Genomic DNA, 25,504 nt, shown 5'->3' on the forward strand with positions numbered 1-25,504 from the left:
CGTGAAGGGAGACCGATGTCGGCAGCGGACGGCGCGGCAGGCGGTATCACCGCGCCGAAGATCCGGCTGCTCGGCCCGGTCCGCGCCTGGCGCGGCGACACGGAACTCGACAGCGCCGAACTGGATCTGGGCTCGGCCCACCGCCGCACGGTTCTCGCGGTGCTGGCGATGTCGCCCAACCGCACCGTTTCCCGTGAAGAGCTGATCGACGCCGTGTGGGGCGACGCACCGCCGGCCAGCGCCCAGGGCAGCATCTACACCTACATCTCCGGCCTGCGCCGCGCGCTCGAGCCCGGGCGCGCGAAGGGCACCGGGCCGCAGCTGCTCGCGTCCATCGGGTCGGGTTACTCGCTGTGCGTGGAGCCCGAAACCGTCGACGTGCACCACTTCGAAGCCCTGCGCGAGCAGGCCCAGCGCCATCTCTCGGCCGGCGAGCGCGGCCCGGCGCTGGCGAAGCTCGACGAAGCGCTCGCGCTGTGGCGCGGCGAGCCGCTGCAGAACCTGCCCGGTCCGTTCGCGGCGTCGCAGCGCGCGCGGCTGGAGGAGCTGCGCCTCGCGACGGTCGAGCGCCGCGCGGAGGTGGTGCTCGACAACGGCGGGCACCTCGGGCTCGTCGACGAACTGCTCGAGTCGGCGCGTGAACACCCCTTCCGCGAACCCCTGCACGGGCTGCTCATGCGAGCGCTCGCACTCGGCGACCGGCGTACGGAAGCGCTGGCCGTGTACACGGACTTGCAGGACAAGCTGATCGAGGGCTTCGGCACCGAGCCGGGCCCGGCGCTGCGCGAGCTGTACGAGCGCCTGCTGGGCGGTGGCCCCGTGGTGGAGACCCCGGCCCTCGCGCCACGCCAGGCGCCGGCGCCCGCCCGCGTGCCGCGCTTCCCGCTGCCGGTGCTGCCGCCGCGCGCGGGGGTCTTCTTCGACCGCGCGAGCGAGACCTTGCTGCTGCGCGAAGCCGTCGCCGGGCTCGCCGGCGGGCTCGGCCGTTCGGTGTGGGTCGAGGGCGAACCCGGCATCGGCAAGACGGCGCTGCTCGCGGAAACCCTGTCGATGGCCCAGGACGCGGGCGGCAAACCGTTGTTCGCCTCCGCCGACGCGCTCGATCAGCGCTTCGCCCTGCGGCCGCTGCTCGACGCGCTGGGTGTGCACCCGCGCGCGTCGGACCTGCGCCGCGCGGAGCTCGCCGTCGCGCTCGCCGAGAACCCCGGCGCCGACCCGCTGGAGGGCATCCTCGGGCTCGTGCGCGAGCTGTGCGCGGACGAGCCGCTCGCGCTCGTGGTCGACGACCTGCAGTGGGCCGACGACACGACGCTGCGCGTGTGGCGCTACCTGAGCCGCGAGACGCGGCGGCTGCCCCTGCTCTTGATCGGCGCGTGCCGCCCGGTCCCCCGTCCCGCCGAGCTGGACGGCCTGCGCGCGGAGCTGGCGGCCGACGGCACCGAGCTGCTCACGCTCGGGCCGCTGCCGGAAAGCGCGATCCGCGACCTCGCGGGTGATCTCGCCGGCGCCCCGCCGGGCCAGACGCTGCGCACGCTGATCTCGTTCGCGTCGGGAAACCCGCGCTACGCCAAGGAAATCGTGGAGACACTGCTCTCCAACGCGATGATCCTGCTCGACGGCGCGCAGGCGATCGTCGACGGCAACAGCTGCCGCACGATCCCGGCGCCGCTGGGCTCGCGCGTCACGCTGTATCTGAGCTTCCTCTCCAGCGGCACGCGCGACGTCCTGCGCTGGGCGGCCTTGCTGGGCAAGGAGTTCTCGCTGTCGGACATCGCGACCGCCACCGAGCGGCAGGCGACCGCGCTGGTCGGAGCCGTCGAAGAGGCGCTCGCGGCCGGCGTCCTCACCGAGTCCGACGAGCTGCTGGCCTTCCGCCACCCGCTGCTGCGCCGCGTGCTCTACGAAAAGACGCCGGCCGCGATGCGTGTCGCGCTGCACCGCCAGCTCGCCGAGGCGTTCCAGGGCGCCGGCGCGTCGCCCGAGCGCGTGGCCGAGCAGCTGGCCGCCGCGCCGGTGCAGGTCGACCCGTGGGTCACGGGCTGGCTCACCGAGCACATCGGCACCGTCGCCACCGAGGCGCCGCGCATGGCCGTCGACCTGCTCAAGCACGTGGTCACGCAGGCCTCGCTGCCCGCCGACGCCCGCGAACCGCTCACGGCCACGCTCGCGCGGCTGCTGTTCTGGCTCGGCCGCGAGCCCGAAGCCGAGGCGCGCTCGGTCGTCGCGCGGACCGAGGACAGCAGGCAGGCCGCGGAGATGCGCTGGATCCTCGCCTACATCTACTACCGCCGCGGTGAGTTCGCCGAAGCGTCCGAAGAGGTCCGGCGCACGCTCGCCGACAAAGGCGTCCCCGAGATGTGGCGCGGCCGGCACGAGACACTGCGCGCGACGCTCGAACGCCTGGCCGTGGACGAAACGTCCGAACCGGACTTGTCGGAGCTGGGTGTGCTCGACGGCCTCGACGACGCCGCCGAGCCGCTGAGCACCGCTCGCCGGCTGGCCGCGACCCGCGCCGTGCCCGGGGAGATGCACCTCGCGGGCGCCGTCCATTACTACTGGCGCGGCCGCTGGTCCGAGGCGCTGGCCGAGCTCGACACGGTGATCAAGGGCGGTGCGGAGACGGCGTCGTACGTGTTGCGCAGCCCCGGTTCCGCGCTGCTCGTGCACGGCGTCGGCGCGCTGATCGCCAGCCATCGCGACGAACCGGAAGAAGCGAGCGCACACCTCGACGCCGCGGCGCACCAGCACTGGCCGCAGGGCCTCGAGCCCAACGGCGGCGACTACCTGCTGGCCGCCGAGGCGCAGCTGTCCGAACTGGAGGGCAACCCGGAGGCGGCGCTCGCCGCGCTGACCCCGTTGCTGGACGAGGGTTATCCGCCTTCGGCGCGCCAGCAGTGGCTGCCGGACCTGGTGCGGCTGGCGATGCAGCTGGGCGAGACGCACTACGCGTTCCAGGCGCTGCGGCTGATCGGTGACACCGACGGCTCCGACATCCCACCCGCGCACATGGCCGCCGCGGCGCACTGCCGCGGCCTGGTCACGGGCGATCCCGACGCGATCCTCGGCGCGGCCGCGCACTACGAGGCCGCCGGCCGCGTGCTGAAACACGCGCGCGCCACCGAGGACGCCGCGATCCTGCTGGCGGAACACCGCCGGCTCGACGAGGCCCGCTCGGCGTTCCGCGCGGCCCTCACCAGCTACACCACGCTCGGCGCGGCGTGGGACGTGCGCCGGGCCGAAACCCGGATGCACCCGCACGGCATCCGCCGCGCGAACCCCGTGCGGACCCGCGCGGCGGGGGAATAATCAAGTTTTCCCGCTGATCGGCACAGTCCACCGGGTTCACTGGATCCTGGCCACTCGTACGATGCCGGGTGCTCACACGCTGCCGGTAAGCTCCTCGAGTCAGACCGGTACGTCGAATGGAACGGCATGCCAGGGGATGCGCACAGCGGGTTGCGGGTGGACGTGCTCGGCCCGTTGCGGGCCTGGCGGGGTCCGGCCGAGATCAAGCTCGGGCCAGCGCGCCAGCGTGCCATCTTCGCGATGCTCGCGGTCAACGCCGGCCGCTCCGTGCCGCGCGCGGAGCTCATCGCGGGGGTGTGGGGCGACTCGCCGCCCGCCAGCGTCGAGGGAAGCGTGCACACCTACGTCTCGGGGCTGCGGCGCGCGCTCGACCCCGAGCGCACGAAGTGGGCGGCCTCGGGCGTGCTCGTGTCCGACGCCGGAGGCTATTCGCTCACGTTGGAGCCCGGAGGCCTCGACGCCGCCGTGTTCGAACGCCACCGCGAGCAGGCCCAGCAGCACGCCGCCACCGGTGATCACGACAAGGCCGCCGCGGAGTACGACGCCGCGCTCGCCCTCTGGCACGGCGAAGCGCTGTCCGGCGTGCCCGGCGAGTTCGCCGAGCGCCACCGCGAGCACCTGGCCGAACTGCGGCTCGACACGCTGGAGCGCCGCGCCGCCGCCGTACTCGAGCTCGGCGGTCACCAGGACCTGATCGCGGAGCTGACCGTGCTCGTCGGCGAGCACCCGCTGCGGGAGGCGGTGCGCGAGTCGCTGATGCTCGCGCTCTACCGCAGCGGCCGGCACTCCGACGCGCTCGACGTGTTCCGCGACGCCCGCGCCACCCTGCGCGTGGAGCTGGGCGTGGAGCCCGGCCCGCGGCTGCGGGAGCTGCACCAGCGCGTGCTGAAGCAGGATCCCGCGCTGGACCTGCCCAAGGCGAAGGCGCCGGAGCCCCCGGCCGCGCCCGAGCCGATTTCCGTGCTGCCACTACGTGTCAGCCGGACGCTCGACGATGGCGACGACAGCCCGTTGTTCGGCCGCGAGGCGGAGCAGGCGCAGCTGACCGAGCTGCTGGCCGAGGTCCGCGACGGGCGGGGCCGGGCCGTGTGGATCGAGGGCGAGCCGGGCATCGGGAAGTCGGAGCTGCTCACCCGCGTGTTCAGCCACGCCACCGGCAGCGGCGTGCAGCTCGCGTGGGTCGCGGCGGACGAGCTGAGCACCCGGTTCCCGCTGCAGGTGATGCTGGAGTGCCTCGCGATCGACGCCGCCTCACCGGATCCGCGCCGCGCGCGCGTGGCGAAGGAGCTGGTGGGCGAGGGGACGGCCCAGCGCGCGTGGGGTTCGAGCGACCCGGTGCTCGGGGCGGTCGACCGGCTGTTGTCCCTGGTGGACGAGCTGTGTGCCGACGCCCCGCTCGTGCTCCTGATCGACGACCTGCAGTGGGCCGACGAGTCGAGCGTGCTCGTGTGGCACCGGCTGTGCGCGGCGACGCGGCAGCTGCCGTTGCTGCTCGTGGCCGCGACCCGCCCGGCGCCCGACCGCGCCGAGCTCGCCCAGCTGCGCCGCGGGGTCGAGTCGCGCGACGGCGTGGTGCTGGACCTCGAGCCGCTGGTGTCCGACGACGTCGTGCGGCTGATCGAAGGCCTGCTGGGCGCGGACCCCGGCCCCGGTCTGCGAGAGCTCGCCGCTCGTGCCGCGGGAAACCCGTTGTACGTCAAGGAAATGGTCGATGTCCTCGTGCGCGCCGGCGCGGTGGAGGTGGACCGCGGCTACGCCGACGTCGACGACCCCGCCGAGTTCGAGACGCCGCGCTCGCTCGTGGCGGCCGTCGACCGGCGGCTCGACTTCCTGCCAGCGGAGACGCAGGACGTGCTGCGCTGGGGCGCGTTGCTGGGCATGGAGTTCGCGGTCGGCGACATCGCGGCGGTGCTGGGCATCCGGCCGTCGGACCTGCTGGGGCCGCTGGAAGAAGCGGTGGCGGCCAACGTCCTCATCGACACGGGCACGCAGCTCGCGTTCCGGCATCCGTTGCTGCGCCAGGCGTTGTACAACCGGTTGCTGTCGGGCACACGCGCGGCGTTGCACCGGCAGGCCGCGGAGGCGCTGGCGCGGATCGGCGCGCCGGTGAAGCGCGTGGCGGAGCAGCTGGTGGCCGCACCGTCCACTGTGGATCCTTGGGTGCTGGACTGGCTCACGGAGAACCAGACGGCCGTGACCAACCGGGCGCCGCTGATCGCCGTGGAGCTGCTGGAGCGGGCGCTCACCGGGTGCTCCGCCTCCGACCCGCGGCGCGAGGCGCTGATCACCGCGCTGACGAAGGTCCTCTTCCGGCTGGAGCGAAACCCGGAAACCCTTGCCGTGCAGGCACTCGAGCTGGCACAGGACCCGGAGAACGTCGCCGAGATGCGGCACCTGCTGGCCACGCTGCGGTTCCGGCGTGGGGCCGTCGCGCTCGCGGTGCAGACGCTCGAAGAGGCCGAGGACGATCCCGCGCTGCCCGAGATCTGGCACGTGCGGCGCCGGCACCTGCTGGCGAACTTCCGCCGCGGCGGGCTGGACGACCTCGACGTCGCGGAGACCAGCGCGCACCAGGCCCGCGCGGAAGCCGACGGCGACCCGTACCTGTCGGCGCACGCGCTGCAGACGTTGTGGCTCGTGGATTCCGTGCGCCGCCACCACCAAAGCGCGCTGGCGCACATCGACGAGGCCATCGAGGCCGTCGGCGACGAGCACGAGCTGGCCGACCTGCACCTGGACCTGCTGGACAACCGCGTGTTCACGCTGCAGAACCTCGACCGGCTCGGCGAGGCCGACCGCACGCTGCAGGCGGCGGGCGAGATCGCGCAGCGGCACTCGATGCCGATCGGCCTGCAGGTGTCGGTCGCGGTGCACCGGTACTGGGAAGGGCGCTGGGACGAGGCGCTGGTCGAGCTCGACACGGTGACGGAAGACGGGCCGGCGATCACCTTCTACGGCCTGCGCGAACCCGGCGCGGCGGCGTTGCTGCTGCACGGGGTGGCATCGCTGATCGCCGCCCGCCGCGGTGAGCGCGGGCAGGCCGCGGCGCACCTGGACGCAGCCGAGGAGTACGCGCCGGCGACCGGTGCCGAGCGCGAGAGTTTCGACTTCCTGCTGGTGGCCAACTCGGTGGTCGCGTGGCAGCGCGGGGAGATCAAGGAAGCGCTGGCCGTCCTCGAGCCGATCCTGAACCCGACCTACGCCCAGATGATGCTGCGGCACCAGTGGCTGCCGATGTTCGTCGGGCTGGCGCTGGAAGCCGGCGACCAGGCGCTCGCGTTGCGCGGGCTGGCGGTGTGCGAGGAAGAGGCGGCCAAGGAACGCGAGCCGGCCCGGGCCCACGCGGCGATGGACTGGTGCCGCGGCCTCATCGACGGCGACCCGGCACCCGTGCTGCGGACCGTGGAGCACTTCCGGTCGGTCGGCCGCCGCCCGGAGCTCGCCGCCGCCCTGGAGGACGCGGCGGTGCTGCTCGCGCGCACCGAAGACCTGACCGCGGCCCACGCGGTGCTGGACGAGGCCGCCGAGCTGTACACCTCGCTGTCGGCCCGGTGGGACTTGCAGCGCGCGGAGAAGCGCCTACGCGAACTCGGCGTCCGCCGCGGCGGCCGGTTCGTGGCGGCCGCCCGGCCGGGGCATGGGTGGGATTCGCTGTCGCCGCTGGAGGTTCGGATCGCCACGCTGGTGGCGAAGGGGCGGTCGAACCCCGACATCGCCACCGAGCTGGCCCTGCCGCGGCGGACGGTGCAGGCACATGTGGCCCGGTTGCTGGGCAAGTTGGAGTCTCCGTCGCGCAGCGGTGTGGCGAATGCGGTCGCGAGGCGAATCGGCTGAGCTTCACGTTCCCCATCGCCGCGTTCGGTGCGCTGAACGCACCCAACGCCACATGGGGGCAGGTCAGACAGGGTCAGGCAAGCCGTTGAGTTTCGCGACCTCGCCCAGGAAACGGCCCGAGTCCTTGATCGTGCGGACCTGCGTGTCGAAGTCGACGTGGATGACGCCGAAGCGCTGGGTGTAGCCCATGCCCCATTCGAAGTTGTCCAGCAGCGACCACGCCAGGTAGCCGCGGACGTCGGCGCCCCGGGCCAGGGCGTCGTGGACGGCGCGGATGTGGGTGTCGAGGTAGGCGACGCGGGCGGGGTCGTGGACACGGCCGTCGACGACGGTGTCCTCGAAGGACGCGCCGTTCTCGGCGACGACCAAGGGCAGGCCGCCCGTGTGGGAGTTCAACCACACCAGCAGATCCGTGAGCGACGACGGCGTCTGCTCCCAGCCGAACGACGTCAGCGGGCCGCGGGCGGGCAGGACGTCCATGCCTCGCAAGCCGGGCAGCGGGCAGTTGCTCGGGGCGAGCGGATCGGCCAGCGGCGCGACGCGGGCGGGGGCGTAGTAGTTCACGCCCAGCCAGTCGACGGCGGCCGCGATCAGGTCCGTGTCACCGTCCTGAATGGACGCCGCGAACCGACCGCCGTGGTGTTCGACGTCGGCCATCACGTCGGCCGGGTAGCCGCGGCCGAGCACCGGGTCGAGGAAGAAACGGTTGTGGATGCCGTCGAACTTGCGCACAGCCTCGCGGTGGGCGTCGGTGTCGCCGTCGGCCAGTGCGGGCGCGAAGTTCAGTGCGAGCGAGAAGTCCTGGCCGGGCCGGGCCTGTTCCGTCAACGCCCGCATCGCCAGGCCGTGGCCCAGCAGCAGGTGGTGCGCGGCGACCAGCGCGGTGTCGTAGTCCTGGATGCCCGGCGCGTGGACGCCGCTGCCGTAGCCGAGGAACGCGGCGCAGAACGGCTCGTTGATGGTCGTCCACTGGGGCACGCGGTCGCCGAGGTAGTCGTGGACCACGGCGGCGTAGTCGGCGAACCGGTAGGCCGTGTCGCGCGAAGGCCAGCCGCCCGCGTCCTCGATGGCCTGAGGGAGGTCCCAGTGGTACAGCGTGAGCACCGGCAGGATGTCGCGGCTCAGCAGCTCGTCGACGAGCCGGTCGTAGAACACGAGACCCTCGGCGTTGCGCGTGCGGCCGTCGGGCATCACGCGCGGCCACGCGACCGAGAACCGGTACACGGGCAGGCCCAGCTCGGACAGCAAGGCGGCATCCGTGCCGTACCGGTGGTAGTGGTCGCACGCGACCGCGCCGGTGTCGCCGTTGAGGACCTTGCCCGGTGTCGCACTGTAGGTGTCCCAGATGGACGGTCCCCGGCCGCCCTCGGCCACCCCGCCTTCGATCTGGTACGACGCGGTCGCCGCGCCCCACCAGAAGCCGGACGGGAACTCGAGCTCAGCCATGGACAGCACCTTTCAGGATCCCCCGCACGATGTAGCGCCCCAGAACCAGGAACAGCGCGATCACCGGCAGCACGCCGAGGGTCGCGCCGGTGAGCATCAGCGCGTAGTCGGTGTAGTAGCCGCTCGCCAGCTGCGAGAGCACCACCTGCACGGTCGGCGTCTCGTTGGGGTCGAGCACCACCAGCGGCCAGAAGTAGTCGTTCCACGCGGCCATGAACGTGAGCATCGCCAGCACCGCGGCCTGTGGCCGGATCGCGGGCACGGCCACGTGCCAGAACGTGCGCGCCACCGACGCTCCGTCCACAGTGGCCGCGTCCACGAGCTCGCTCGCCACCGCGCCCTCGCACGCCTGGCGCATCCAGAACACGCTGAACGCGCTCACCAGCGCCGGCACGATCACCGCCTCCACCTTCCCGTACCAGCCGAAGTCGCCGACCACGAGGTACAGCGGGATCACGCCGAGCTGCGCCGGCACCATCGCCGAGCCGACCACGAACAGGAAAAGACTGTTGCGGCCGGGAAACCTCAGCCGGGCGAACGCGAACCCGGCCAGGCTCGCGAGGACCACATTGGACACCATCACCGTCACGGAAACGATCAGCGAGTTGCCGATGGCCAGCCAGAAGTCGACCGTGTCGAACACGCGCCGGATGTTCTCGAACAGGTGCCCGCCCGGTAACAGCAGCGGTGAGGTCTCCCCGATCGCCGAGTTGTCCCGGGTGGAGACCACGAACGACCAGTACAGCGGGAACAGCGACGCACCGACCACCCCGACCAGCACCACGTACACCCACGCGCCCGCGCGCCGCCGCGGCATCACGGCGCGCTCACGAACCGGCGCACCAGCCGGTAGTTGAAGAACGCGAACAGCACGCAGAACACGAACATCACCCACGACAGGGCCGACGCGTAACCCGCGTCGAACTTGCCGAAACCCTTTTCGTACAGGTACATCGTGAGCGTCTGGAACTGCCGGTCGTTGCCGCCCGTTCCGCTGGATCCCGTCGCGTCGAACAGCTGCGGCTCGGCGAACAGCTGCAGCCCGTTGACCGTGCCCGCCACCGCCGTGAACGCGATGGTCGGCCGGATGCCCGGCACCGTCACCGACCAGAACGATCGCCAGCGCGAAGCGCCGTCGAGCGCCGCGGCCTCGTACAGGTCCTGCGGCACGGCCTGCATCGCCGCCAGGTAGATCAGCGAGTTGTAGCCGGTCCAGCGCCACATCACCATCGTCGCGATGGCCAGGTGCGAGGACCACTTGCGCGCCTGGAACGAGATGGGGTCGATCCCGAACCAGCCGAGCACCTCGTTGACCACGCCGTAGTCGCGGCTGTAGAGCTGCGCGAACACCAGCCCCACGGCCACGACCGACACGACGTTGGGCAGCAGCACGCCGGTGCGCCACCACGTCGCCCCGCGCAACGGCCGGTTCAGCAGCGCCGCGATCCCGAGCGCCAGGAAGAACTCGGGGACCGCGGCGAGCAGGAAGATGCTCGTGGTGTTGAACAGCGCGTTGTAGAACCGGCTGTCGGTGAACAGCTCGGCGTAGTTCGCGAGCCCGAACCCGCCCTGGTCACCGGCGAGCAGATCCCAATCGTGCAGGGACACCCAGGCCGTGTAGACGAGCGGGAACGCCCCGAACACCACGAACACCGCGAAGAACGGGGCGATGAAGAGGAACGGTGTGACCTTGCGGTCCCAACGCGCCGACAGCGGGCCGCGCATGCGGGGCCTTACTTGATGGCCTCGCGGCCGAGCTTCACGGCGTCCGCCCAGGCCGCGTCGACCTTTTCGGACCCGTCCTCGATCCGCCCGAGCGCCCGGCCGAACTCCGGCCGGACGTCGGCGTCGTGCAGGCCGCGGTAGTTGGGACGAAGGGTGTCGGCGGACGCGGCGTAGATCTGGCCGATCGGCGCGCCGGAGAAGTACGGGTCGGTGTGGTTCACGACCTGCGGGTCCTTGTAGACGCTGGGCTCGCTCGGCAGGATGCCGTCGGAGAGGAAGAGCTTCTTCTCCTGTTCGGGCGCCGTGAGCCACTTCGCGAGGTCGTAGGCCTCCTTCGGGTGCTCGCTCTGCTTCGGGATCGAGAGGAACGAGCCGCCCTGGTTGCCGCTGGCGCCGGGGACGGTCGTCACGTCCCACTTACCGGTATTGCCGTCGCCGCCGGCTTCCTTGATCTGCGTGAGCATCCAGGCCGGGCACGCGATCGTGGCGAAGGTGCCCTGCTTGATCGCGACGTTCCAGGCCTGCGTGTACGTGGTCGCGCCGGCCGTCTGGCCCTTCTGCGCGAGGGTGCCGGCGAGCATGAAGGCGTTGCGCACGGCGGGATTCTTGTCCGCGATGTAGGAATCGTCGCGCGAGGAGAAGTAGTTCTCCGGCGACTGGTTCAGCATCGCCGTGAAAACGGTTCCAGCCGAGTCGGCGAACTTCACCTTCGGCAGCTTGTCGGTGAAGCGCTGCGACAGCTGGGCGTACGCGTCCCAGGTCGGCATGAGCGCGGCGACGGCCTTGCGGTCGGCCGGCAGGCCGGCCTGCTGGAAGAGGTCGCGGCGGTAGCACATGGCGAGGCTGCCCATGTCCGTGCCGAGGCCGAGCACGTCGCCGTCCTTCGTGCCCTGGGCCCACTTCCACGACGCCCACTGGTTCTGCAGCTGGTCGGCACCGTAGTCCGCGAGGTTCACGAACTTGTCCTTCACCCCGAGGTACTTGGGGATCTGCTGCTCCTCGATGGCGACGATGTCGGCCGCGCCGTGGCCCGCCGCGAGCTGCGTGGCGAGCGTCTTGAAGTGCGTGTCGAAGTCGGTGACCCGGCTCTGGATCTCGATGTTCGGATGATCCTTCTCGTACTGGGCGAAGAGCGGGGCGTAACCGAACTCACCGAAGGTGGCCACGGTCAGCTTGATCTTCCCGCCTTCGGCGGCGGAGCCGCCGCTGCACGCGGTCACCAGCAGGAGGAGCGCGGTCGTCAGGACGGCGACGGCCGGGCGCCGGGTCAGCTTTCGCACGGGGTGAGCTTCCCTCAGATAACACCTGCGCGCAGGGCGTAGGCGACGGCATGCGGTCGGTTGCGCAGCTTCAGCCTATTGGTCATCCCGTAGATGACGTTCTTCACGGTCCGTTCCGAGTAGCAGAGCTTCCCGGCGATCTCCGCGGTGTCCCAGCCCTCGGCCATCAGCCGCAGCACGTCGACCTCGCGCGGCGACAGCGCGGCACCACCCGCGGTGTGCTGCAGGCTCTCGGCCTGGCCCAGCAGGTCGCGCAGCGAGGTCTCCTTGCCCGACGCGGCGGCGGTGATGCTGCGCACGAGCCGGTCGCCCGCGATGGCCTCGCGCGGCAGCACGGCCACGACGTGGCACGCGGCCAGCTCCGGCAGCTCGTCGGCGTCGACGTACCCGGCGACGAGGACGATCGCGGCCGGCGTCTCCGAGGCGGCCGCGCGCAGAGCGGCCTTCAGCTCCGGCGTCACGCGGCCGGCGGCGAAGACGAGCACCGCCGCTTCCCCGCGCCGCGGGCCGGGCAGCACCTGCACCTCGGGCCGGGCGTGCAGGTGGTCGATGAGCCCCGCGAGCGCGATGGGATCCGAAGCCCACGCCGCCACCCTGACCTGATCCATCGCTGCTACCTCCCTGAAGAAACACTCATCCCGTGTCTGCCAGTCTGGAGACAGTGGCTTCACGAATTCTCTAGCCGCGATGAAGTCATTCTTCACGACGTGAAGTTGGGCTCCCACCAGGGGTTCCGCTAGCGTCGCGTCGACACCGGGACCAAACATGTAAGGAATTCATGAAGATGCCCGCACGGAAGCGGCTACCTGCGGCGATCGGCGGCGCCGTGCTGGTCGCCGGCACCCTCGCCGGATGTGCTTCCGCCCACACGGTTTCCGGTACCGCGCTGGCCGAACCGGGTGCTCAGCCGAGTACGAGCGCCGCTCCGACGGCGTCCTCGGAGCCGTCGAAGCCACCGTCTTCACGGCCGGCTTCACCGTCTTCATGCGACGCGCTGATCTCTTCACTCGACGTGCGCGCGCAGGTCGCCCAGCTGGTGGTCCCGGGTGTCGACGCCGCGAATCCCGCGGCGGTGACAAAACTTGTCCAGCAGCAGCAGATCGGCGGGTTCTTCGTGGGAGGCAATAAAACCACGCTGTTGCAGAACCATGCGCTCGACGCCGTGCAGAAGGCGGCGAAGATCCCCGTGTCCGTTTCCGTCGACGAAGAGGGCGGGCGCGTGCAGCGCATCGACGACCTCGACGGCTCGATGCCGAGCGCCCGCGAGCTCGCCGCCACGAAGACGCCCGCCGAGGTCCGGGCGCTGGGCGTGCAGCGGGGCAAGCAGCTGCACGCGCGCGGGATCACCGTCGACTATGCGCCCGACGCCGATGTGAGCGACGAACCGGACGACGCGGTGATCGGAGACCGTTCGTACAGCTCGGATCCCGCCAAGGTGCGCCAGTACGCGATGGCGTTCGCCGAGGGCCTGCGCCAGGGCGGCGTGACGCCGGTGCTCAAGCACTTCCCCGGCCACGGCCACGGGTCCGGCGACTCGCACAAGGGCACGGTCACCACGCCGCCGCTCGACCAGCTGCGCAAGGTGGACCTCAAGCCGTACGAGAACATCGCCGACTACGGCGCCGTCGAAGTGATGGTGGGCCACCTCGACGTGCCGGGGCTCACGAACGGCGTGCCCGCGTCCATCTCCCCCGCCGCATATCAGCTGCTGCGCGGCGACTACCACTTCACCGGCCCGATCATCACCGACGACCTCGGCGGGATGAAGGCCATCACCGACCAGTACCCGCTGCCCGAGGCCGTGCTGAAGGCGTTGCAGGCGGGCGCCGACGAGGCGTTGTTCTCCTCCGGCAACGGCGACGTCGGGGCGGTGCTCGACCGGCTCGTGAAGGCGGTGTCGAGCGGCGAGCTGACCGCGGACCGCGTGGCCGCGTCGGTGAAGCGGGTGCTGAAGTCGAAGCACGCGTGCACCTGATCGCCGTCCACTCCGGACTAGGCTGACGGCCGGATCACCGTCTCGGGAGGAGCACCACATGACGACGGACGCCACGGCGGCCGGCACCCTGCGGCTCGGCGGCGAGCTGACCGTGACCCGGATGGGCTTCGGCGCGATGCGCCTGGCCGGCCCCGGGGTCTGGGGGCCGCCGCAGGACCTCGCCGAGGCGTCGGCGGTGCTGCGCGAGGCGCCGGCACTGGGCATCACGCACATCGACACGTCGGACTACTACGGCCCGCACACCGTGAACGAGCTGATCCGGACCAATCTCGCGCCTTACCCGGACGAGCTGGTACTGGTGACCAAGGTGGGCGCGCGCCGCAGCGCCGACCGCGGCTGGCCGCCCGCGCTCAAGCGCGACGAGCTGATCTCCGCCGTTCACGACAACCTGCGCAACCTGGCCGTCGAGGCGCTCGACGTGGTGAACCTGCGCCTGGGCGACGAAACGGGCGGCTACCCCGTGGACGTGCCGATCGTGGAACCGTTTTCCGTGCTGGCCGAGCTGCGGGAACAGGGCTTGATCCGCCACCTCGGCGTGAGCCACGTGACGGCCGAACAGCTCGACGCGGCACGCGAGGTCGCACAGGTCGTGTGCGTGCAGAACGCCTACAACCTCGCGCACCGCGAGAACGACGACCTCGTGGACAAGTGCGCCGAACTCGGCATCGCGTTCGTCCCGTACTTCCCGCTGGGCGGGTTCAGCCCGCTGCAGTCCTCGGCGCTCGACGCGTGCGCCGCGCGGCTCGGCGCGAAGCCGATGCAGGTCGCGCTGGCGTGGCTGCTGCAGCGCTCGCCCGCCATCGCCGTGATCCCGGGCACCTCGTCGATGGCGCACCTGCGGGAGAACGTCGCGGCCGCCTCGCTCGAGCTGCCGGCCGACGTCGTGGCCGAGCTCGACGCGATCGGCGCCTGAGTCCTAACGCGGGGTCACCTCCAGCGTCACCGTCCGGTTCGCGGCCGCGTCCGTGCCCTCGTGCACGGGCGTGGCCTGGTCGGCGCTGGTGATCGCGAACGTCGTGAGCGGCAGGCCGCTCGCCGTCGCCAGCACGCGGGCCGCGGAAGCCGCACGGGCCAGTGCGGTCGACGAGCCGCCGGCGGCCGGCCCGCCCGGCACGGCGACGCCGTGGCCGATCACGGTGACCCGCACGTCCTGTCCCTTGAGGACGGCGCCCCACCTCTGCAACGCACGCCGGCCGTCGGCGCTGGGGCTGATCGCGTTGGGGCCGAAAAGGCCTTCGTCGAAGGTGACGGTGACGGCCGAGCCGGTCGTGACCTGCACGCCGTCGCCGCCGAGGTGCGCCGCCAGGGCGGTGAGCTTCTGCTGCCGGCTCTGCTCCTGCTCCGCCGCCTGCGACTGCGACGCGTGCAACCGGTCCAGCTCGGCCTGCACGGCGGGGCTGGTCGTCGCGGGCGGTGCGGCCGTCGGCGCGGGGTCCGGGGAAGACCACGACAGCGTCGCCACGATCACGGCCACCCCGGCCACGACCACCACCGCCGCACCGGCGGCCGCGAGCCGCCGGCCGATCGGGCGCTTGCGCAGCCGCCCCGAACGGATCTTCGCGATCAGCCGCCGTCCCCCCAGCGCGGACTCGAACTCCGGCGCCAGCTCCAGCACCCGGGCCCACGCGGCGTCGGCCTGCGCCAGATCACCGGCCTGGGCGTGGACGCGGGCCAGCAGGTCCAGGCGCGTCACGTCGTCGGTGGCTTCGCGCTGCAACAGCTCCGCGGCGGCCGCGTATTCACCGAGACGGGCCAGGTCGGCCGCCTCCGCGAGGGTCAGTTCCTGGGAAAGCCCGCTGAACACGGTCATCACGAACGCTCCTGACGCAGGATGCCGGGGCCGGGCTCACCTCGGGGGTCGGGCGGCAGCAGCGCTCGCAGCCGGCGGTTGACGTCCGTCAGTGCCGGCCAGTTGCTCGTGTTGACGGCGTGCTCGCCTTCGCGGATGAGCTCGCGGGCGCGCGCCGGCTCGGTCATCCGGTCCTGCGCCGCGCGCAGGGCGCGGAAGATCTCCTCGTCGAGCGAGCCGTCGCGCCGCAGCAGCACCACCTGGAGGTCCGTGGCGCGGTCGGAGACGCGCTCGGCGGCCGCGGCGTCGCGGCTGTCGCGCGCGGTCTCGTAGAGGCGCTCGATGGTCGCCAGCTCGGTGCGGTCCTCTTCGGAGCCGACGCGCTGGACGAGCTCCCGGCAGTGCTCGATCTGGTCCCGCAGCCGGGCCATCACGTCGGGGATGCGCAGTTCCTCCTCGATGTCGTCGAGTTCGGCCTGAACCTCGCGCATCCGCTGTTCCGCCGCGACCGCCGCGCCCTCGTCGGTCGCGCTGGAGGTGACCTCTTCCCGGACCGCCGCGACCGTGCCCCGCTCGTCGAGCCGCATCAGCAGGCCGCGAGCCCGGTCCGAGTGCGCCGTCTCGGCCTCGGAGCGCAACTGCTCGTGGCGGGCCTCGAGCTCGTTGAGCTGGCGGCGCAACGCCGGCGCCTCGGGGACCGTCGTTCTGCCCAGCTCCACGACGGCCTCGAAGTACTCGTCGAGGTAGGGCACGAAGGCCGTCACCGAGACCAGCCGAGACTCGTCCATCTCGAACGTCATCACGATTTCGCTGCCGCGCGGCAGGTCGCGGCGCACGTCCTGGGCCTTGATCTCGATGAGGCCGACCTGCTTGTTGCGCTCGCCGCGGCGGAACTCGCCCTCCGCGATGGGGATGCGAATCACCGAGCCGGTATCGGCGCGGTGCACGCTCGCGGTCGTGAAGAAGGTCTGCGTGGTTTCGGCCTTCAGCGGCTGGTTCTTCATCAGCATCGGGGTGAACGTGCCGTCGGCCTCGGTCAGGCCGACGCTGTTGACCACGGTCTGGCCCTGCATCTCGTTCGTCCAGTGGGTGATCGTGAACCCCGGCGGGTTCACCGGCACCCGCACCCCCGTCGGGTCGATCAGCTCCACCTCGAACCGGTTCGTGGCCAGCTCGGCGAGCAGCACGTCGACGCTGAAGGTGCCGTCCGCGGCCAAGGCGATCTGCGCCGTCCGGTACGCCGGCTTCCGCGTCGGATCGCTCAACGAGACGCGGAAGCGGCTCCAGTCGGCGCCACCCGGGGTCTCGAACCGGCCGGAAACCGGCACGGACGGCAGGCTCGTCGTGGTCGGGGCGGAGAGGACCACGGAGAATTCGCCGCGCTTCGGCACGACCTTGGCGCGCGGCAGCGCCACCGTGCCGGCGTAGATCGCGGCACCGCGCGCCACGACCGTGCTCGGGTCCTGGCTGTGGTCGAGCTCGATGCCGAGGCCGTCGGCCGGATCGGCGAGCAGCTCGCGCAGGCCGGGCGCCAGCGTCGGGCCGCCGACGAGCAGCAGCCGGTCGATGTCCGACGGGTGGAGGTTCGCCTGGCCCAGCGCCGTGCGGCAAAGCTCCACCGCACGCCGGTAGAACGGCATGGCGAGGTGTTCGGTCTCCCCGCGTTGCAGGGTGTACTCGAACAGCTCCTTCTCGCCGTCGCCGCGGTCGAGGTCCACCACCACTTCGGTCCGTTCGGCCCGCGACAACGCGATCTTCGCCGTCTCCGCGGCGTCCTTCAGCGCGTGGAAGTTGCGTCGCCACCGAGGGTTGTCGGCGGTGAAGTCGGCCAGCCGCAGCTCACGAGCCGCCGCGGGCGCGAGCAGTTTGCCGACGATCGCCAGGTCGATGTTCTTGCCCCCGAGCCCCAAGTCGCCCGCGTGGTGCAGCACGGACAGCTCACCGTCGACCGTGCTGACCACAGCCGAGTCGAAGGTGCCGCCGCCGAAGTCGAACACCATCCAGTAGCCACTTCGGCTCTCGTTCTGGAAGCCGTACGCGAAGGCAGCCGCAGTCGGCTCCTGCACCAGCGGGCACGGCGCGGTGAAGCCGGCGAGCTTCGCCGCTTCACTCGTCGCTTCGGTCTGGTTGAGCCGGAACGCGGCGGGAACCGTGATCACCGCGGCCGCGGGCGGTTCGCCGAACCTGCTCGCCGCGTCGCCGCGCAACGACTTGAGCACCTCGGCGGACAGTTCCACCGGAGTCATCGACGCCCCGGAGCGGGGGAAGTGCCGCTGGGCGTCGGCGAAGCCCATGGCCTGTTTGAACTCGACGTGGATGTTGTCCGGGTCGCTGTCGATGTTGCGCTTCGCGACCGCACCCACCTGCATCAGGCCCTGTTTGCGAATCCAGACCGCCGAGGGTGTGTAATCGGCCTGTTCGTTGTTCTTGACCACCGAGACCTGGCCGCCGTCCAGCACGGCGAGCGCGCTGTTCGTCGTGCCGAGGTCGATGCCGAAATCAATGGTGTCCCGCATCAGCGTCCTCCGCCGTAGTGCCGAGGGCGACCGGGCGCCCCACGACGACCTGCCCCATCTGAATTCGCCGCCCGGCCAGGTAGACCGAGGGCCGGATCGTCTCCACCACCCGCTCCGACGTCAGCCCCGGTTCGTCCTGGAAGTCCACTGGTTCCAGCTCCAGCCCGGGATCGAACGGCATTCCGTCGTGGTCCTGGATCAGCACTCCGGCCGCGTCGAGCGCATCGTGGCTCATCGACAGGAGCCGGCTCGCCTGGACCGCGGAGCGCTCCTTGACGCCGGTGAGCCGTTTGCGGGCCCGCCACAACGCCGTCGCCGCGACAGCGAGGTCCGATTCGGACAGCGGCGGCCCCTCGGGTTCCCCGGCCGGGCCTTTCGTGGCCGCGAGCAGGGCCGAGACCTGGCCGGCGAGCTCCCGCAGCCGCGCCCGTTCCTCCGCTCCCCACAACGGTTCCCCGATGCGGAACTCCCTGTGGTGCCGGCGCTGGCGCCGGTCTTCGGTCTTGGTCACGCCCTTGTCCTCTCCGTGCGCACGCGTACGGTCCCCACCACGAGCAGCAGCACCGCGGTCACCACCGTGATCCAGGCGGGGATCGGCGTGCCGGTCGAATCCACCAGCCACAGCACGAGGCCGGCCACGGCGTCGGTCACCAGCAGGCCCGGCACCCGCCCGCGGCCGACGGACGCGTCGGTGGCCAGCCCGAGCGCCCCGACCAGGCCGGGCACGCCGATGAGGAACACCGGCAGCAACGGCGAGGTCAGCAGCGTCGCGAGCAGCGTGACGCCGAAGGCCACGTGGAGCAGCGCCAGGACCACCTGTGGCGCGGAGACGTAGCGCCGTGGTGGCCCGCCGTCCTGCAGCTGTCGCATTTGGACGATCATCCGGCGCGCCTCTTCGCGGTCCTCGGAGCGCGGTGAGATCTCGATGATCTTGTTCAGCACGAGGGTCGCGTCGCGGTAGCGGCCGCGCTTGATGTGGCCGGTCACCGTGTTCCACAGGTGCCCGACGTCGACGGGGGCGTTGACCCGGCCGGCGCCCAGGGCGCTCTGCTGATTGCGCTCGACGGTGGCGAGCGTGTCCGGGTCCGTGGTGTACCGCGTCGCGAGGGCGAAGACGTCCTTCACCAGCCCGTGGGGCACGCCGGCGGAATCGGTGAGTGCGACGCCGATGTTGTTGAGTGAGACCGCCGCCATTTCGGTGACGCTCGCCGTGCGCCGGAAGTCCTTGCGCGGCACCAGGCCTTCGAGCCGGTCGAGGGGCACGGGGAGGTCCGCGAGCGCACACTCGGCCGCTGTGCGCGCCTTGCCCTCCTCAAGGAGCTTGCGCAGCTCCTTGAGCAGGTTTTCCAGGCGCAGGTAGGTGGGTTCGGCGGCTTCGCTGCGGGCGTCGGCCACGGTGTGCTTGTCGCCGCCGAACAGCGGCAGGTACCGCACGAGCCGGTGGGGCTCGCTCGACTCGGCCGTGAGCGCCACGAGCGGGGCGACGAGCGCGCCGGGCAGGGCGCCGCGGATACCCTCCACAGTGGACTCGTCGAGCCGCCGGTCGCCGAGGCTCGCCACGCGGTGGGCGAGGTGGCTCCAGAAAGCCTCACTGCTGAGCGTGATCGCCCAGCTGCGCGCGGCCTCGTCCCACAGCGGCGCCGGGTGGTCCTCGGCGTGCTCGGTCTCGGCCTCGAGCGCGGCGGCGTGGGCCGCGACGGCGAGGTCGTGCTTGTGGTGCAGCTGCGGCGGGCACCCGCAGTCCTCGGGAGTGCCCCAGGTCCAGAACAGCTCGTCGACGAACCGGTGCTCGGTGTTGCCGAGCGCGTCGAACGCGCCGCGGATCTCCTCCGGCGTCGCGTCGGCCGGCACCCCGGGCGGCCGCGCGCCGCCGACTTCGAGCGCACCGAGCACTCGCAGCCGCTGCTCGCGCACGGCCCGCCGCGACGCCGTCGCGTTGAGCCCCGTGATCCGGAACGGGTTGCGCCGGTACAGCTGCGGCGTCGCGATCGCCCGCAACCGCCCGGCCGCGACCCGCCCGCGGCTCTCGTTCGCACCCATGGCGCAGAAGTTAGGCCGGGACCGCCGGGAGGGGTCCCGATCGTTCTCTTGCCGCCACCGTCCCGACGTGACCCAGGTCACCGGACGCCGGTGGAGCCTCGAAGCACCGAACGCGTAATACCCGGCATGAGCACCAGAAAGAGCCGGGCCGGCCGCCGCTGGGCGGTGGCGGTGGTCGTCGCCGGGGTCGCGGAGACTCCGGCTTCGGCCGTCCCCGAACCGACTCCCCTCGCGCAGTACCGCGAGTACTCGCGTCAGGCCGCGAAGCTCAGCCGGAACCTGCTGGACGCGCAGGCGGACCTCGACCGCGCCGGTCAGGACCTCACCGCGGCGAAGAATGCGGGCGCCACGGCGGCGTCGGACAAGGCGCGCCGCCAGGTGGACGTCGACCGGTGCTCTGTTGTCTGCCTCGGCTCCGCCCAGGCAGACAACACAGTGCAGGACTGCTACGAAGCCTGCTGCGGCCGCGCCCGGAGGTTGATGGCGAGGAGCACCTCGTCGCCTACCTCCGGCGCGCCGTGGTGAACCGGTCGCGCTCGGCGCTGCGGCGGCGCGGCACGGTGCTGCGCTACCTGGCGAAGCTGCGTCCGCACGCCGCGCCGCCCGCCGACAGCGACGTACTCACCGCCGAAACCCACCGCGAGCCGCTCGGCCCGATCGACCGGCTGCCGCCGCGGCAACGCGCGTGCTTCGGTACTACCGCGATCCGGGCGAGGCCGAGATCGCGCGCACGCTCGGGTTGCCGCCCGGCACCGTCGAGTCGACTGCCCACCGCGCCCTGGCCACCCTCCGGCGCCGGATGAAGGACGGCCCTCGTGGACGCCGACCAGCCGGACCGACCCGGGGGCTCCGACCTCGAAGACGCCGTCGCCGCCGCCCTGCGCGCGGGTCGGCACCGTGCCCGGCACCCCTTGGCACCCTCGGGCCGCTTCGGCCACGAGACCTCGCCGGCCGGTCCGCCGCCCGCCGCGTCCCTTTCGGACACTCCCGGCCACCTCGCGCCCGGGCACGTGAACTACTCGCTGTCCGTGTCCCGAGCGGGTGCGCAGCAAGGTCAGGCAGCGGCAGACGTGGACGGACTCTGGCGGCGGCGCAGCCAGGTCGGCTCGGGCGCGCCGACGACGGACAGCCGGAAGTGCTTGTCACTCAACGCCTCTGCGTCGGTGGAACCGTGGACGCTCGCCCCGGGCTGGACCCGCCGGTGAGACTCTTCCCCTGACGGACTTCAGCTCGACTCGCGCACCGTCAGCGACACCGGCAGGATCTGCCGGCGCGGCGGGGGTTCCCGACCGTCGAGCACGTTCATCAACGTCTCCACCATCGCACGCACCTGCTCGCGCGGGTCCTGGTGCACCGACGTCAGCGGCGGGGTCATCTCGGGCGCCAGCGTGGCGTTGTCGTCGAAGCTGACCACGGCCACGTCGTCCGGGATGGACCGTCCGGCCGACGAAAGCGTCCGCAGGGCCCCGACGGCCATCATGTCGCTGGCCACGAACACGGCGTCGAGATCGGGGACGCGGTCGAGCAGCGAAGCCATCGCGCGGGCGCCGCCGGCGAGCGTGAAGTCGGCTTCCTCGACGAGATCCGCCGGGTCGAGGCCCGCGTCGACGAGGGTTTTGCGCCAGCCCGCGAGGCGGTCGATGGACGCGCCCTGATCCTGGGGGCCGGCGATGGTCGCGATGCGGCTCCGGCCCGCCGACACGAGGTGCTGCACGGCGAGCCGCGCGCCGCCCTCGTTGTCGAAGTCGACCACGTGCACGCCGCGGCGCAGGTCGGCCGCCTGGCCACCGAAGACGACGGGCACGCGCAGCAGCCGCAACGCCCGGGGCAGCGGGTCGGCGCGGTGCGGCGCGAAGACGAGCACCCCGTCGACGTGCCCGCCTTCGAGGAAGCGCACCGTGCGCGTGAGGTCTTCGCGGGTGTCGCTGAAGATCAGCACCATCTGGCAGCCGACGTCGGCCAGCTCGCGGTAGCCGGCGCGCATCACGGCCGTGCGGTACGGGTCGTCGAGCAGCCGCGCCTCGGGCTCCGACAGCACCACGGCGATCGCACCCGTCCGCCGCGTGACCAGCGACCGCGCGGCCTGGTTCGGCGAGTAGCCGAGATCGCGCGCCGCCGCGAGCACCTTTTCCCGCGACCGCGCGCTGACGTAGGTGTCGTCGTTCAGCGCCCGCGAAGCGGTGGAGCGCGACACACCGGCGAACGCCGCGACGTCTTCCAGCGTCGGGCGCTCGTCCTCGGACCGAGCCGCCACTGCACCACCCCTCCACTTGTGATCGCCGGACAGCTTAGCCGCACGAATCAGGGAGCGCTCCCGGAAGGGCACACTCCGATAACCACCCTTGACATGGAACTCCAGTCGACCCAGACTCGTCAACCGTCTGGGAGCGCTCCCAGAACCCGACCTTCAAGGGGCTGACGGTGTTGACAACGGTGACAACGTTCCGGAAAGGCCTGGCACTCACGCTGGGCATCACGATGACGGCGCTCGCCGTGGCGGCGTGCGGTGGTGGCGGCAGCAGCAGCAGCGGCGGTGACATCCCGGCGGCGGCCGGGCCGAACGAGCACGTGGAGCTCACGCTGGCCACGTTCACGGAGTTCGGCTACGAGGCGCTGATCCCGGAGTACGAGCGGCTGCACCCGAACATCAAGATCACTCACCGCAAGACGGGCCAGGGCGGCCCGTACGCGCAGGACATGATGACCAAGCTCGCGGCGGGCTCCGGCCTCGCCGACGTGCAGGCCGTGGAGGAGGGCCACCTCTCCGACATCCTCAGCAAGTCGTCGAAGTTCTACGATCTCACCCAGATCGGCCCGGCCGACGCGAGCCCGGACCGCTGGCTGTCGTGGAAGTACGAAGCCGGCAAGGACAAGAACGGCAAGCTCATCGGCTACGGCACGGACATCGGGCCCGACGCCATGTGCTACCGCAAGGACCTGTTCCAGCAGGCCGGCCTGCCGACCGACGACGCGTCCGTGAAGGCGATGTTCGCCACCTGGGACAGCTACTTCGCCGCGGGCGCGCAGTACGCGCAGAAGACCGGCAAGGCGTGGTTCGACTCGGCCGCGCAGAACTTCAACGCCATGGTCAACCAGCTGCCCGTCGGCTACCTCGACAAGGACGACAAGCTCACCGTCGAGTCCAACCAGGGCATCAAGGACGCGTGGGCGAAGGTGACCGACGCCGTCGGGAAGGGCGAGTCGGCGAAGCTCACCGCGTTCAGCAACGAGTGGAACTCCGGCTTCCGCCAGAGCGCGTTCGCCACGAAGGTCTGTCCCGCGTGGATGCTCGGCGTGGTCAAGGAGCAGGCCGGCCCGGAGAACGCGGGCAAGTGGGCGGTCACCGACGCGTTCCCCGGCGGGGGCGGCAACTGGGGCGGCTCGTACCTGACCGTGCCGACGCAGAGCAAGCACCCGCGTGAGGCCGCGGCGCTGGCCGCGTGGCTGACGGCGCCGGAGCAGCAGCTCAAGGCGTTCCAGGCGAAGGGCACCTTCCCGAGCCAGGTCAAGGCGCTGGAGAGCCCCGAGCTGCTGAACCAGACCGACGCGTACTTCGGCGGCGCGAAGATCGGCGAGCTGTTCGTGGCACAGGCCAAGAAGGTCGCGAAGCCGCAGTACAAGGGCCCGAACGACGGCCAGATCCAGGAGAACGTGACGGCTCCCGCGCTGCAGGCCGTGGAGCAGGGCAAGTCGCCGGCCGACGGCTGGCAGCAGCTCGTGGACGGCGCGAAGAAGCTCGCGCGGTGACGACCACCGTCACGCGCGAGGGCACGCAGGCCGGGGTGCGGCGACCCGCACCCCGGCCGGGGCTGCGCGACCGGCTGTCCAGGTGGGACGTGAAGGCGTCGCCTTACCTTTACGTGGCGCCATTCTTCATCGTCTTCGGCATCGTGGGGCTGTTCCCGCTGCTCTACACCGCGTACGTGTCGCTGTTCCACTGGGACGCCGGCGACGACAACCCCGACTTCATCGGCCTCGACAACTTCAAGGAGCTCTTCGCCGACGCGCAGTTCTGGCACTCGCTGGAGAACACCGTCAGCATCTTCCTGCTCTCCAGCGTGCCGCAGCTGATCATCGCCGTGCTCCTGGCCGCGTTGCTCTCGACGCGGCTGCGCGGCGCGACCGGCTGGCGGGTCGGGATCCTCCTGCCGTACGCGGCGAGCCTGGTGGCGCTCGGGATCATCTTCGCGAACCTGTTCGGGCCCAAGTACGGCCTCGTGAACGGTCTCCTGCAGACCATCGGACTGTCCCCTGTGGACTGGCAGGCCAACCGGCTCGCGAGCCACGTGGCCATCGCCATCATGGTCAACTGGCGCTGGACCGGCTACAACGCGCTGATCGTGCTGGCGGCGATGCAGGCCATCCCGAAGGAGCTGCACGAGGCGGCGCTGATCGACGGGGCGGGCACCGTGCGGCGGTTCCGGCACGTCACGCTGCCACTGCTGAAGCCGACGCTGATCTTCGTCACCATCACCTCGACGATCGGCGGGCTGCAGATCTTCACCGAGCCCAAGCTGTTCGACGCCATGCCCGGCTCGAACAACGGCGGCTCCACCCACCAGTTCCAGACGGTGACGCTGTACCTGTACCAGACGGCGTTCGAGAACTTCGACCTCGGTTACGCGTCGGCGATCGCGTGGGTGCTGTTCCTGATCATCGTGGTCATCGCGGGCCTGAACTACCTGCTCACCGGCCGGATCGCCCGGACCCCGAAGCGGAGGGGCGCATGACGACGTTGACCACCCGGGTGAGCCGGCTGGGCAAACCGCGCAAGGCCACCTACTGGGTGCTGGCCGTGTTCGTGCTCGGCTCGCTGTTCCCGTTCTACTGGTCGTTCCTCGTGGCCAGCCGCGACAACGGCATGCTCACCGAACGCGTGCCGCCGCTGCTGCCGGGCGGGAACTTCTTCGCCAACGCGGCACGGGTGTTCGACACCGTGCCGTTCTGGAAGGCGCTGGCCAACAGCGTGATCGTGTCGGGCACGGTCACGCTCACCACGGTGCTGTTCTCCTCGCTCGCCGGGTTCGCCTTCGCCAAGCTGCGCTTCCGCGGCCGCAACGCGCTGTTCGTGTTCATCGTGGTGACGCTCGCGGTGCCCACGCAGCTGGGCATCATCCCGCTGTTCATCGCGATGTCGAAGCTCGGCTGGGCCGGCGGGCTGCAGGCGGTGATCGTGCCGAACCTGGTGACCGCGTTCGGTGTCTTCTGGATGCGGCAGTACACAGTGGACGCCGTGCCGTACGAGCTCATCGAGGCCGCGCGCGTGGACGGCTGCAGCATGATCCGGATCTTCTGGAACGTGTGCCTGCCGGCCGTGCGCCCGGCGGCGGCGATCCTCGCGATGTTCACGTTCATGATGTCCTGGAACGATTTCCTGTGGCCGCTGGTCGTGCTCGACGTCGGCAATCCGACCGTGCAGGTGGCGTTGGAGAAGCTGCAGAGCGGCTACTACGTGGACTACTCGCTCGTGCTCGCCGGCACCACGCTCGCGACGATCCCGATCCTCATCGTCTTCCTCCTGCTCGGCCGCCAGATCGTGGCCGGGATCATGCAAGGTGCCGTGAAAGGGTGA

At 71.4% G+C, this 25,504-nt stretch carries 19 protein-coding genes and 1 pseudogene; 10 read left to right on the top strand and 10 right to left on the bottom strand.

Annotated elements, in window-relative coordinates; all coding sequences use genetic code 11:
• The first annotated feature begins 15 nt into the window (after positions 1–15).
• Positions 16–3,306, top strand: a complete 3,291-nt coding sequence (locus tag AB0K15_RS17260) for a BTAD domain-containing putative transcriptional regulator (protein ID WP_364050632.1) — start codon at positions 16–18, stop codon at positions 3,304–3,306.
• 126 nt (positions 3,307–3,432) lie between these two features.
• A complete protein-coding gene (locus AB0K15_RS17265; protein WP_364050635.1) occupies positions 3,433–7,140 on the top strand; it encodes a BTAD domain-containing putative transcriptional regulator in 3,708 nt (1,235 codons plus the stop codon).
• 63 nt (positions 7,141–7,203) lie between these two features.
• On the opposite strand, the gene AB0K15_RS17270 is transcribed toward AB0K15_RS17265, so the two are convergent.
• The 5 genes from AB0K15_RS17270 to AB0K15_RS17290 are packed head-to-tail and all read right to left on the bottom strand — an operon-like array spanning position 7,204 to position 12,199.
• The gene (locus AB0K15_RS17270) at positions 7,204–8,586 is read right to left on the bottom strand and encodes a GH1 family beta-glucosidase (RefSeq protein WP_364050638.1); all 1,383 of its coding nucleotides are present in this window, start codon (positions 8,584–8,586) and stop codon (positions 7,204–7,206) included.
• A complete protein-coding gene (locus AB0K15_RS17275; protein WP_364050641.1) occupies positions 8,579–9,406 on the bottom strand; it encodes a carbohydrate ABC transporter permease in 828 nt (275 codons plus the stop codon). Before AB0K15_RS17275 ends, AB0K15_RS17270 begins: the two co-directional genes overlap by 8 nt.
• Positions 9,403–10,311, bottom strand: coding sequence for a sugar ABC transporter permease (locus tag AB0K15_RS17280; protein ID WP_364050644.1), 909 nt, complete (start codon positions 10,309–10,311; stop codon positions 9,403–9,405). Before AB0K15_RS17280 ends, AB0K15_RS17275 begins: the two co-directional genes overlap by 4 nt.
• An 8-nt stretch (positions 10,312–10,319) precedes the next feature.
• Entirely contained in the window at positions 10,320–11,591 is a 1,272-nt protein-coding gene (locus AB0K15_RS17285; RefSeq protein WP_364050646.1) for an extracellular solute-binding protein, read from the bottom strand.
• 14 nt (positions 11,592–11,605) lie between these two features.
• Positions 11,606–12,199 (bottom strand): LuxR C-terminal-related transcriptional regulator, encoded by a 594-nt coding sequence (locus tag AB0K15_RS17290; protein WP_364050648.1) that lies wholly within the window; start codon positions 12,197–12,199, stop codon positions 11,606–11,608.
• 176 nt (positions 12,200–12,375) lie between these two features.
• Here AB0K15_RS17290 and AB0K15_RS17295 point away from each other — a divergent pair, with 176 nt between their 5' ends.
• Together AB0K15_RS17295 and AB0K15_RS17300 are read left to right on the top strand one after the other, a co-directional pair.
• Complete coding sequence (locus AB0K15_RS17295) at positions 12,376–13,566, top strand: glycoside hydrolase family 3 N-terminal domain-containing protein (protein WP_364050650.1); 1,191 nt, start codon at positions 12,376–12,378, stop codon at positions 13,564–13,566.
• A gap of 58 nt (positions 13,567–13,624) precedes the next feature.
• Positions 13,625–14,500, top strand: a complete 876-nt coding sequence (locus AB0K15_RS17300) for an oxidoreductase (RefSeq protein WP_364050652.1) — start codon at positions 13,625–13,627, stop codon at positions 14,498–14,500.
• A gap of 3 nt (positions 14,501–14,503) precedes the next feature.
• On the opposite strand, the gene AB0K15_RS17305 is transcribed toward AB0K15_RS17300, so the two are convergent.
• The 4 genes from AB0K15_RS17305 to AB0K15_RS17320 are packed head-to-tail and all read right to left on the bottom strand — an operon-like array spanning position 14,504 to position 19,932.
• Positions 14,504–15,397: a hypothetical protein gene (locus AB0K15_RS17305; RefSeq protein ID WP_364050655.1), complete on the bottom strand. Its 894-nt coding sequence runs from the start codon at positions 15,395–15,397 to the stop codon at positions 14,504–14,506.
• Positions 15,397–17,892, bottom strand: coding sequence for an Hsp70 family protein (locus tag AB0K15_RS17310; RefSeq protein WP_364050658.1), 2,496 nt, complete (start codon positions 17,890–17,892; stop codon positions 15,397–15,399). Before AB0K15_RS17310 ends, AB0K15_RS17305 begins: the two co-directional genes overlap by 1 nt.
• Positions 17,876–18,403 (bottom strand): hypothetical protein, encoded by a 528-nt coding sequence (locus tag AB0K15_RS17315; protein WP_364050661.1) that lies wholly within the window; start codon positions 18,401–18,403, stop codon positions 17,876–17,878. Before AB0K15_RS17315 ends, AB0K15_RS17310 begins: the two co-directional genes overlap by 17 nt.
• Positions 18,400–19,932, bottom strand: coding sequence for a hypothetical protein (locus AB0K15_RS17320; protein WP_364050664.1), 1,533 nt, complete (start codon positions 19,930–19,932; stop codon positions 18,400–18,402). The genes AB0K15_RS17315 and AB0K15_RS17320 overlap by 4 nt, the downstream gene beginning before the upstream one ends.
• Before the next feature lie 126 nt (positions 19,933–20,058).
• Here AB0K15_RS17320 and AB0K15_RS17325 point away from each other — a divergent pair, with 126 nt between their 5' ends.
• From AB0K15_RS17325 to AB0K15_RS17335, 3 genes and pseudogenes are all read left to right on the top strand, one after another.
• Complete coding sequence (locus AB0K15_RS17325) at positions 20,059–20,457, top strand: hypothetical protein (protein WP_364050667.1); 399 nt, start codon at positions 20,059–20,061, stop codon at positions 20,455–20,457.
• Between the two features lie 160 nt (positions 20,458–20,617).
• Positions 20,618–20,674: pseudogene (locus AB0K15_RS17330) on the top strand (hypothetical protein); the annotation flags it as partial.
• A gap of 73 nt (positions 20,675–20,747) precedes the next feature.
• Positions 20,748–21,137: a hypothetical protein gene (locus tag AB0K15_RS17335; RefSeq protein ID WP_364050934.1), complete on the top strand. Its 390-nt coding sequence runs from the start codon at positions 20,748–20,750 to the stop codon at positions 21,135–21,137.
• 20 nt (positions 21,138–21,157) lie between these two features.
• On the opposite strand, the gene AB0K15_RS17340 is transcribed toward AB0K15_RS17335, so the two are convergent.
• Positions 21,158–22,186: a LacI family DNA-binding transcriptional regulator gene (locus AB0K15_RS17340; protein WP_364050670.1), complete on the bottom strand. Its 1,029-nt coding sequence runs from the start codon at positions 22,184–22,186 to the stop codon at positions 21,158–21,160.
• A gap of 179 nt (positions 22,187–22,365) precedes the next feature.
• On the opposite strand from AB0K15_RS17340, the gene AB0K15_RS17345 reads away from it, so the two are divergent.
• Genes AB0K15_RS17345 through AB0K15_RS17355 form a run of 3 tightly spaced genes read left to right on the top strand, consistent with a single transcriptional unit; the run spans position 22,366 to position 25,504 of the window.
• Positions 22,366–23,679 carry an ABC transporter substrate-binding protein gene (locus AB0K15_RS17345; protein WP_364050673.1) on the top strand — a complete coding sequence of 438 codons (1,314 nt, stop codon included), beginning with the start codon at positions 22,366–22,368 and terminating at the stop codon, positions 23,677–23,679.
• Complete coding sequence (locus tag AB0K15_RS17350) at positions 23,676–24,662, top strand: sugar ABC transporter permease (RefSeq protein WP_364050676.1); 987 nt, start codon at positions 23,676–23,678, stop codon at positions 24,660–24,662. The genes AB0K15_RS17345 and AB0K15_RS17350 overlap by 4 nt, the downstream gene beginning before the upstream one ends.
• Entirely contained in the window at positions 24,659–25,504 is an 846-nt protein-coding gene (locus AB0K15_RS17355; RefSeq protein ID WP_220244166.1) for a carbohydrate ABC transporter permease, read from the top strand. Before AB0K15_RS17350 ends, AB0K15_RS17355 begins: the two co-directional genes overlap by 4 nt.

Source organism: Amycolatopsis sp. NPDC049253, from assembly GCF_040678995.1.
Taxonomy (GTDB): Bacteria; Actinomycetota; Actinomycetes; order Mycobacteriales; family Pseudonocardiaceae; genus Amycolatopsis.

What these genes read in the sequence shown, in the direction of transcription:
- AB0K15_RS17260 (WP_364050632.1), top strand. Translation starts at nt 16, where the DNA reads ATGTCGGCAGCGGACGGCGCGGCAGGCGGTATCACCGCGCCGAAGATC.
- AB0K15_RS17265 (WP_364050635.1), top strand. Translation starts at nt 3,433, where the DNA reads ATGCCAGGGGATGCGCACAGCGGGTTGCGGGTGGACGTGCTCGGCCCG.
- AB0K15_RS17270 (WP_364050638.1), bottom strand. Translation starts at nt 8,586, where the DNA reads ATGGCTGAGCTCGAGTTCCCGTCCGGCTTCTGGTGGGGCGCGGCGACC.
- AB0K15_RS17280 (WP_364050644.1), bottom strand. Translation starts at nt 10,311, where the DNA reads ATGCGCGGCCCGCTGTCGGCGCGTTGGGACCGCAAGGTCACACCGTTC.
- AB0K15_RS17290 (WP_364050648.1), bottom strand. Translation starts at nt 12,199, where the DNA reads ATGGATCAGGTCAGGGTGGCGGCGTGGGCTTCGGATCCCATCGCGCTC.
- AB0K15_RS17295 (WP_364050650.1), top strand. Translation starts at nt 12,376, where the DNA reads ATGCCCGCACGGAAGCGGCTACCTGCGGCGATCGGCGGCGCCGTGCTG.
- AB0K15_RS17300 (WP_364050652.1), top strand. Translation starts at nt 13,625, where the DNA reads ATGACGACGGACGCCACGGCGGCCGGCACCCTGCGGCTCGGCGGCGAG.
- AB0K15_RS17305 (WP_364050655.1), bottom strand. Translation starts at nt 15,397, where the DNA reads ATGACCGTGTTCAGCGGGCTTTCCCAGGAACTGACCCTCGCGGAGGCG.
- AB0K15_RS17310 (WP_364050658.1), bottom strand. Translation starts at nt 17,892, where the DNA reads ATGCGGGACACCATTGATTTCGGCATCGACCTCGGCACGACGAACAGC.
- AB0K15_RS17320 (WP_364050664.1), bottom strand. Translation starts at nt 19,932, where the DNA reads ATGGGTGCGAACGAGAGCCGCGGGCGGGTCGCGGCCGGGCGGTTGCGG.
- AB0K15_RS17325 (WP_364050667.1), top strand. Translation starts at nt 20,059, where the DNA reads ATGAGCACCAGAAAGAGCCGGGCCGGCCGCCGCTGGGCGGTGGCGGTG.
- AB0K15_RS17355 (WP_220244166.1), top strand. Translation starts at nt 24,659, where the DNA reads ATGACGACGTTGACCACCCGGGTGAGCCGGCTGGGCAAACCGCGCAAG.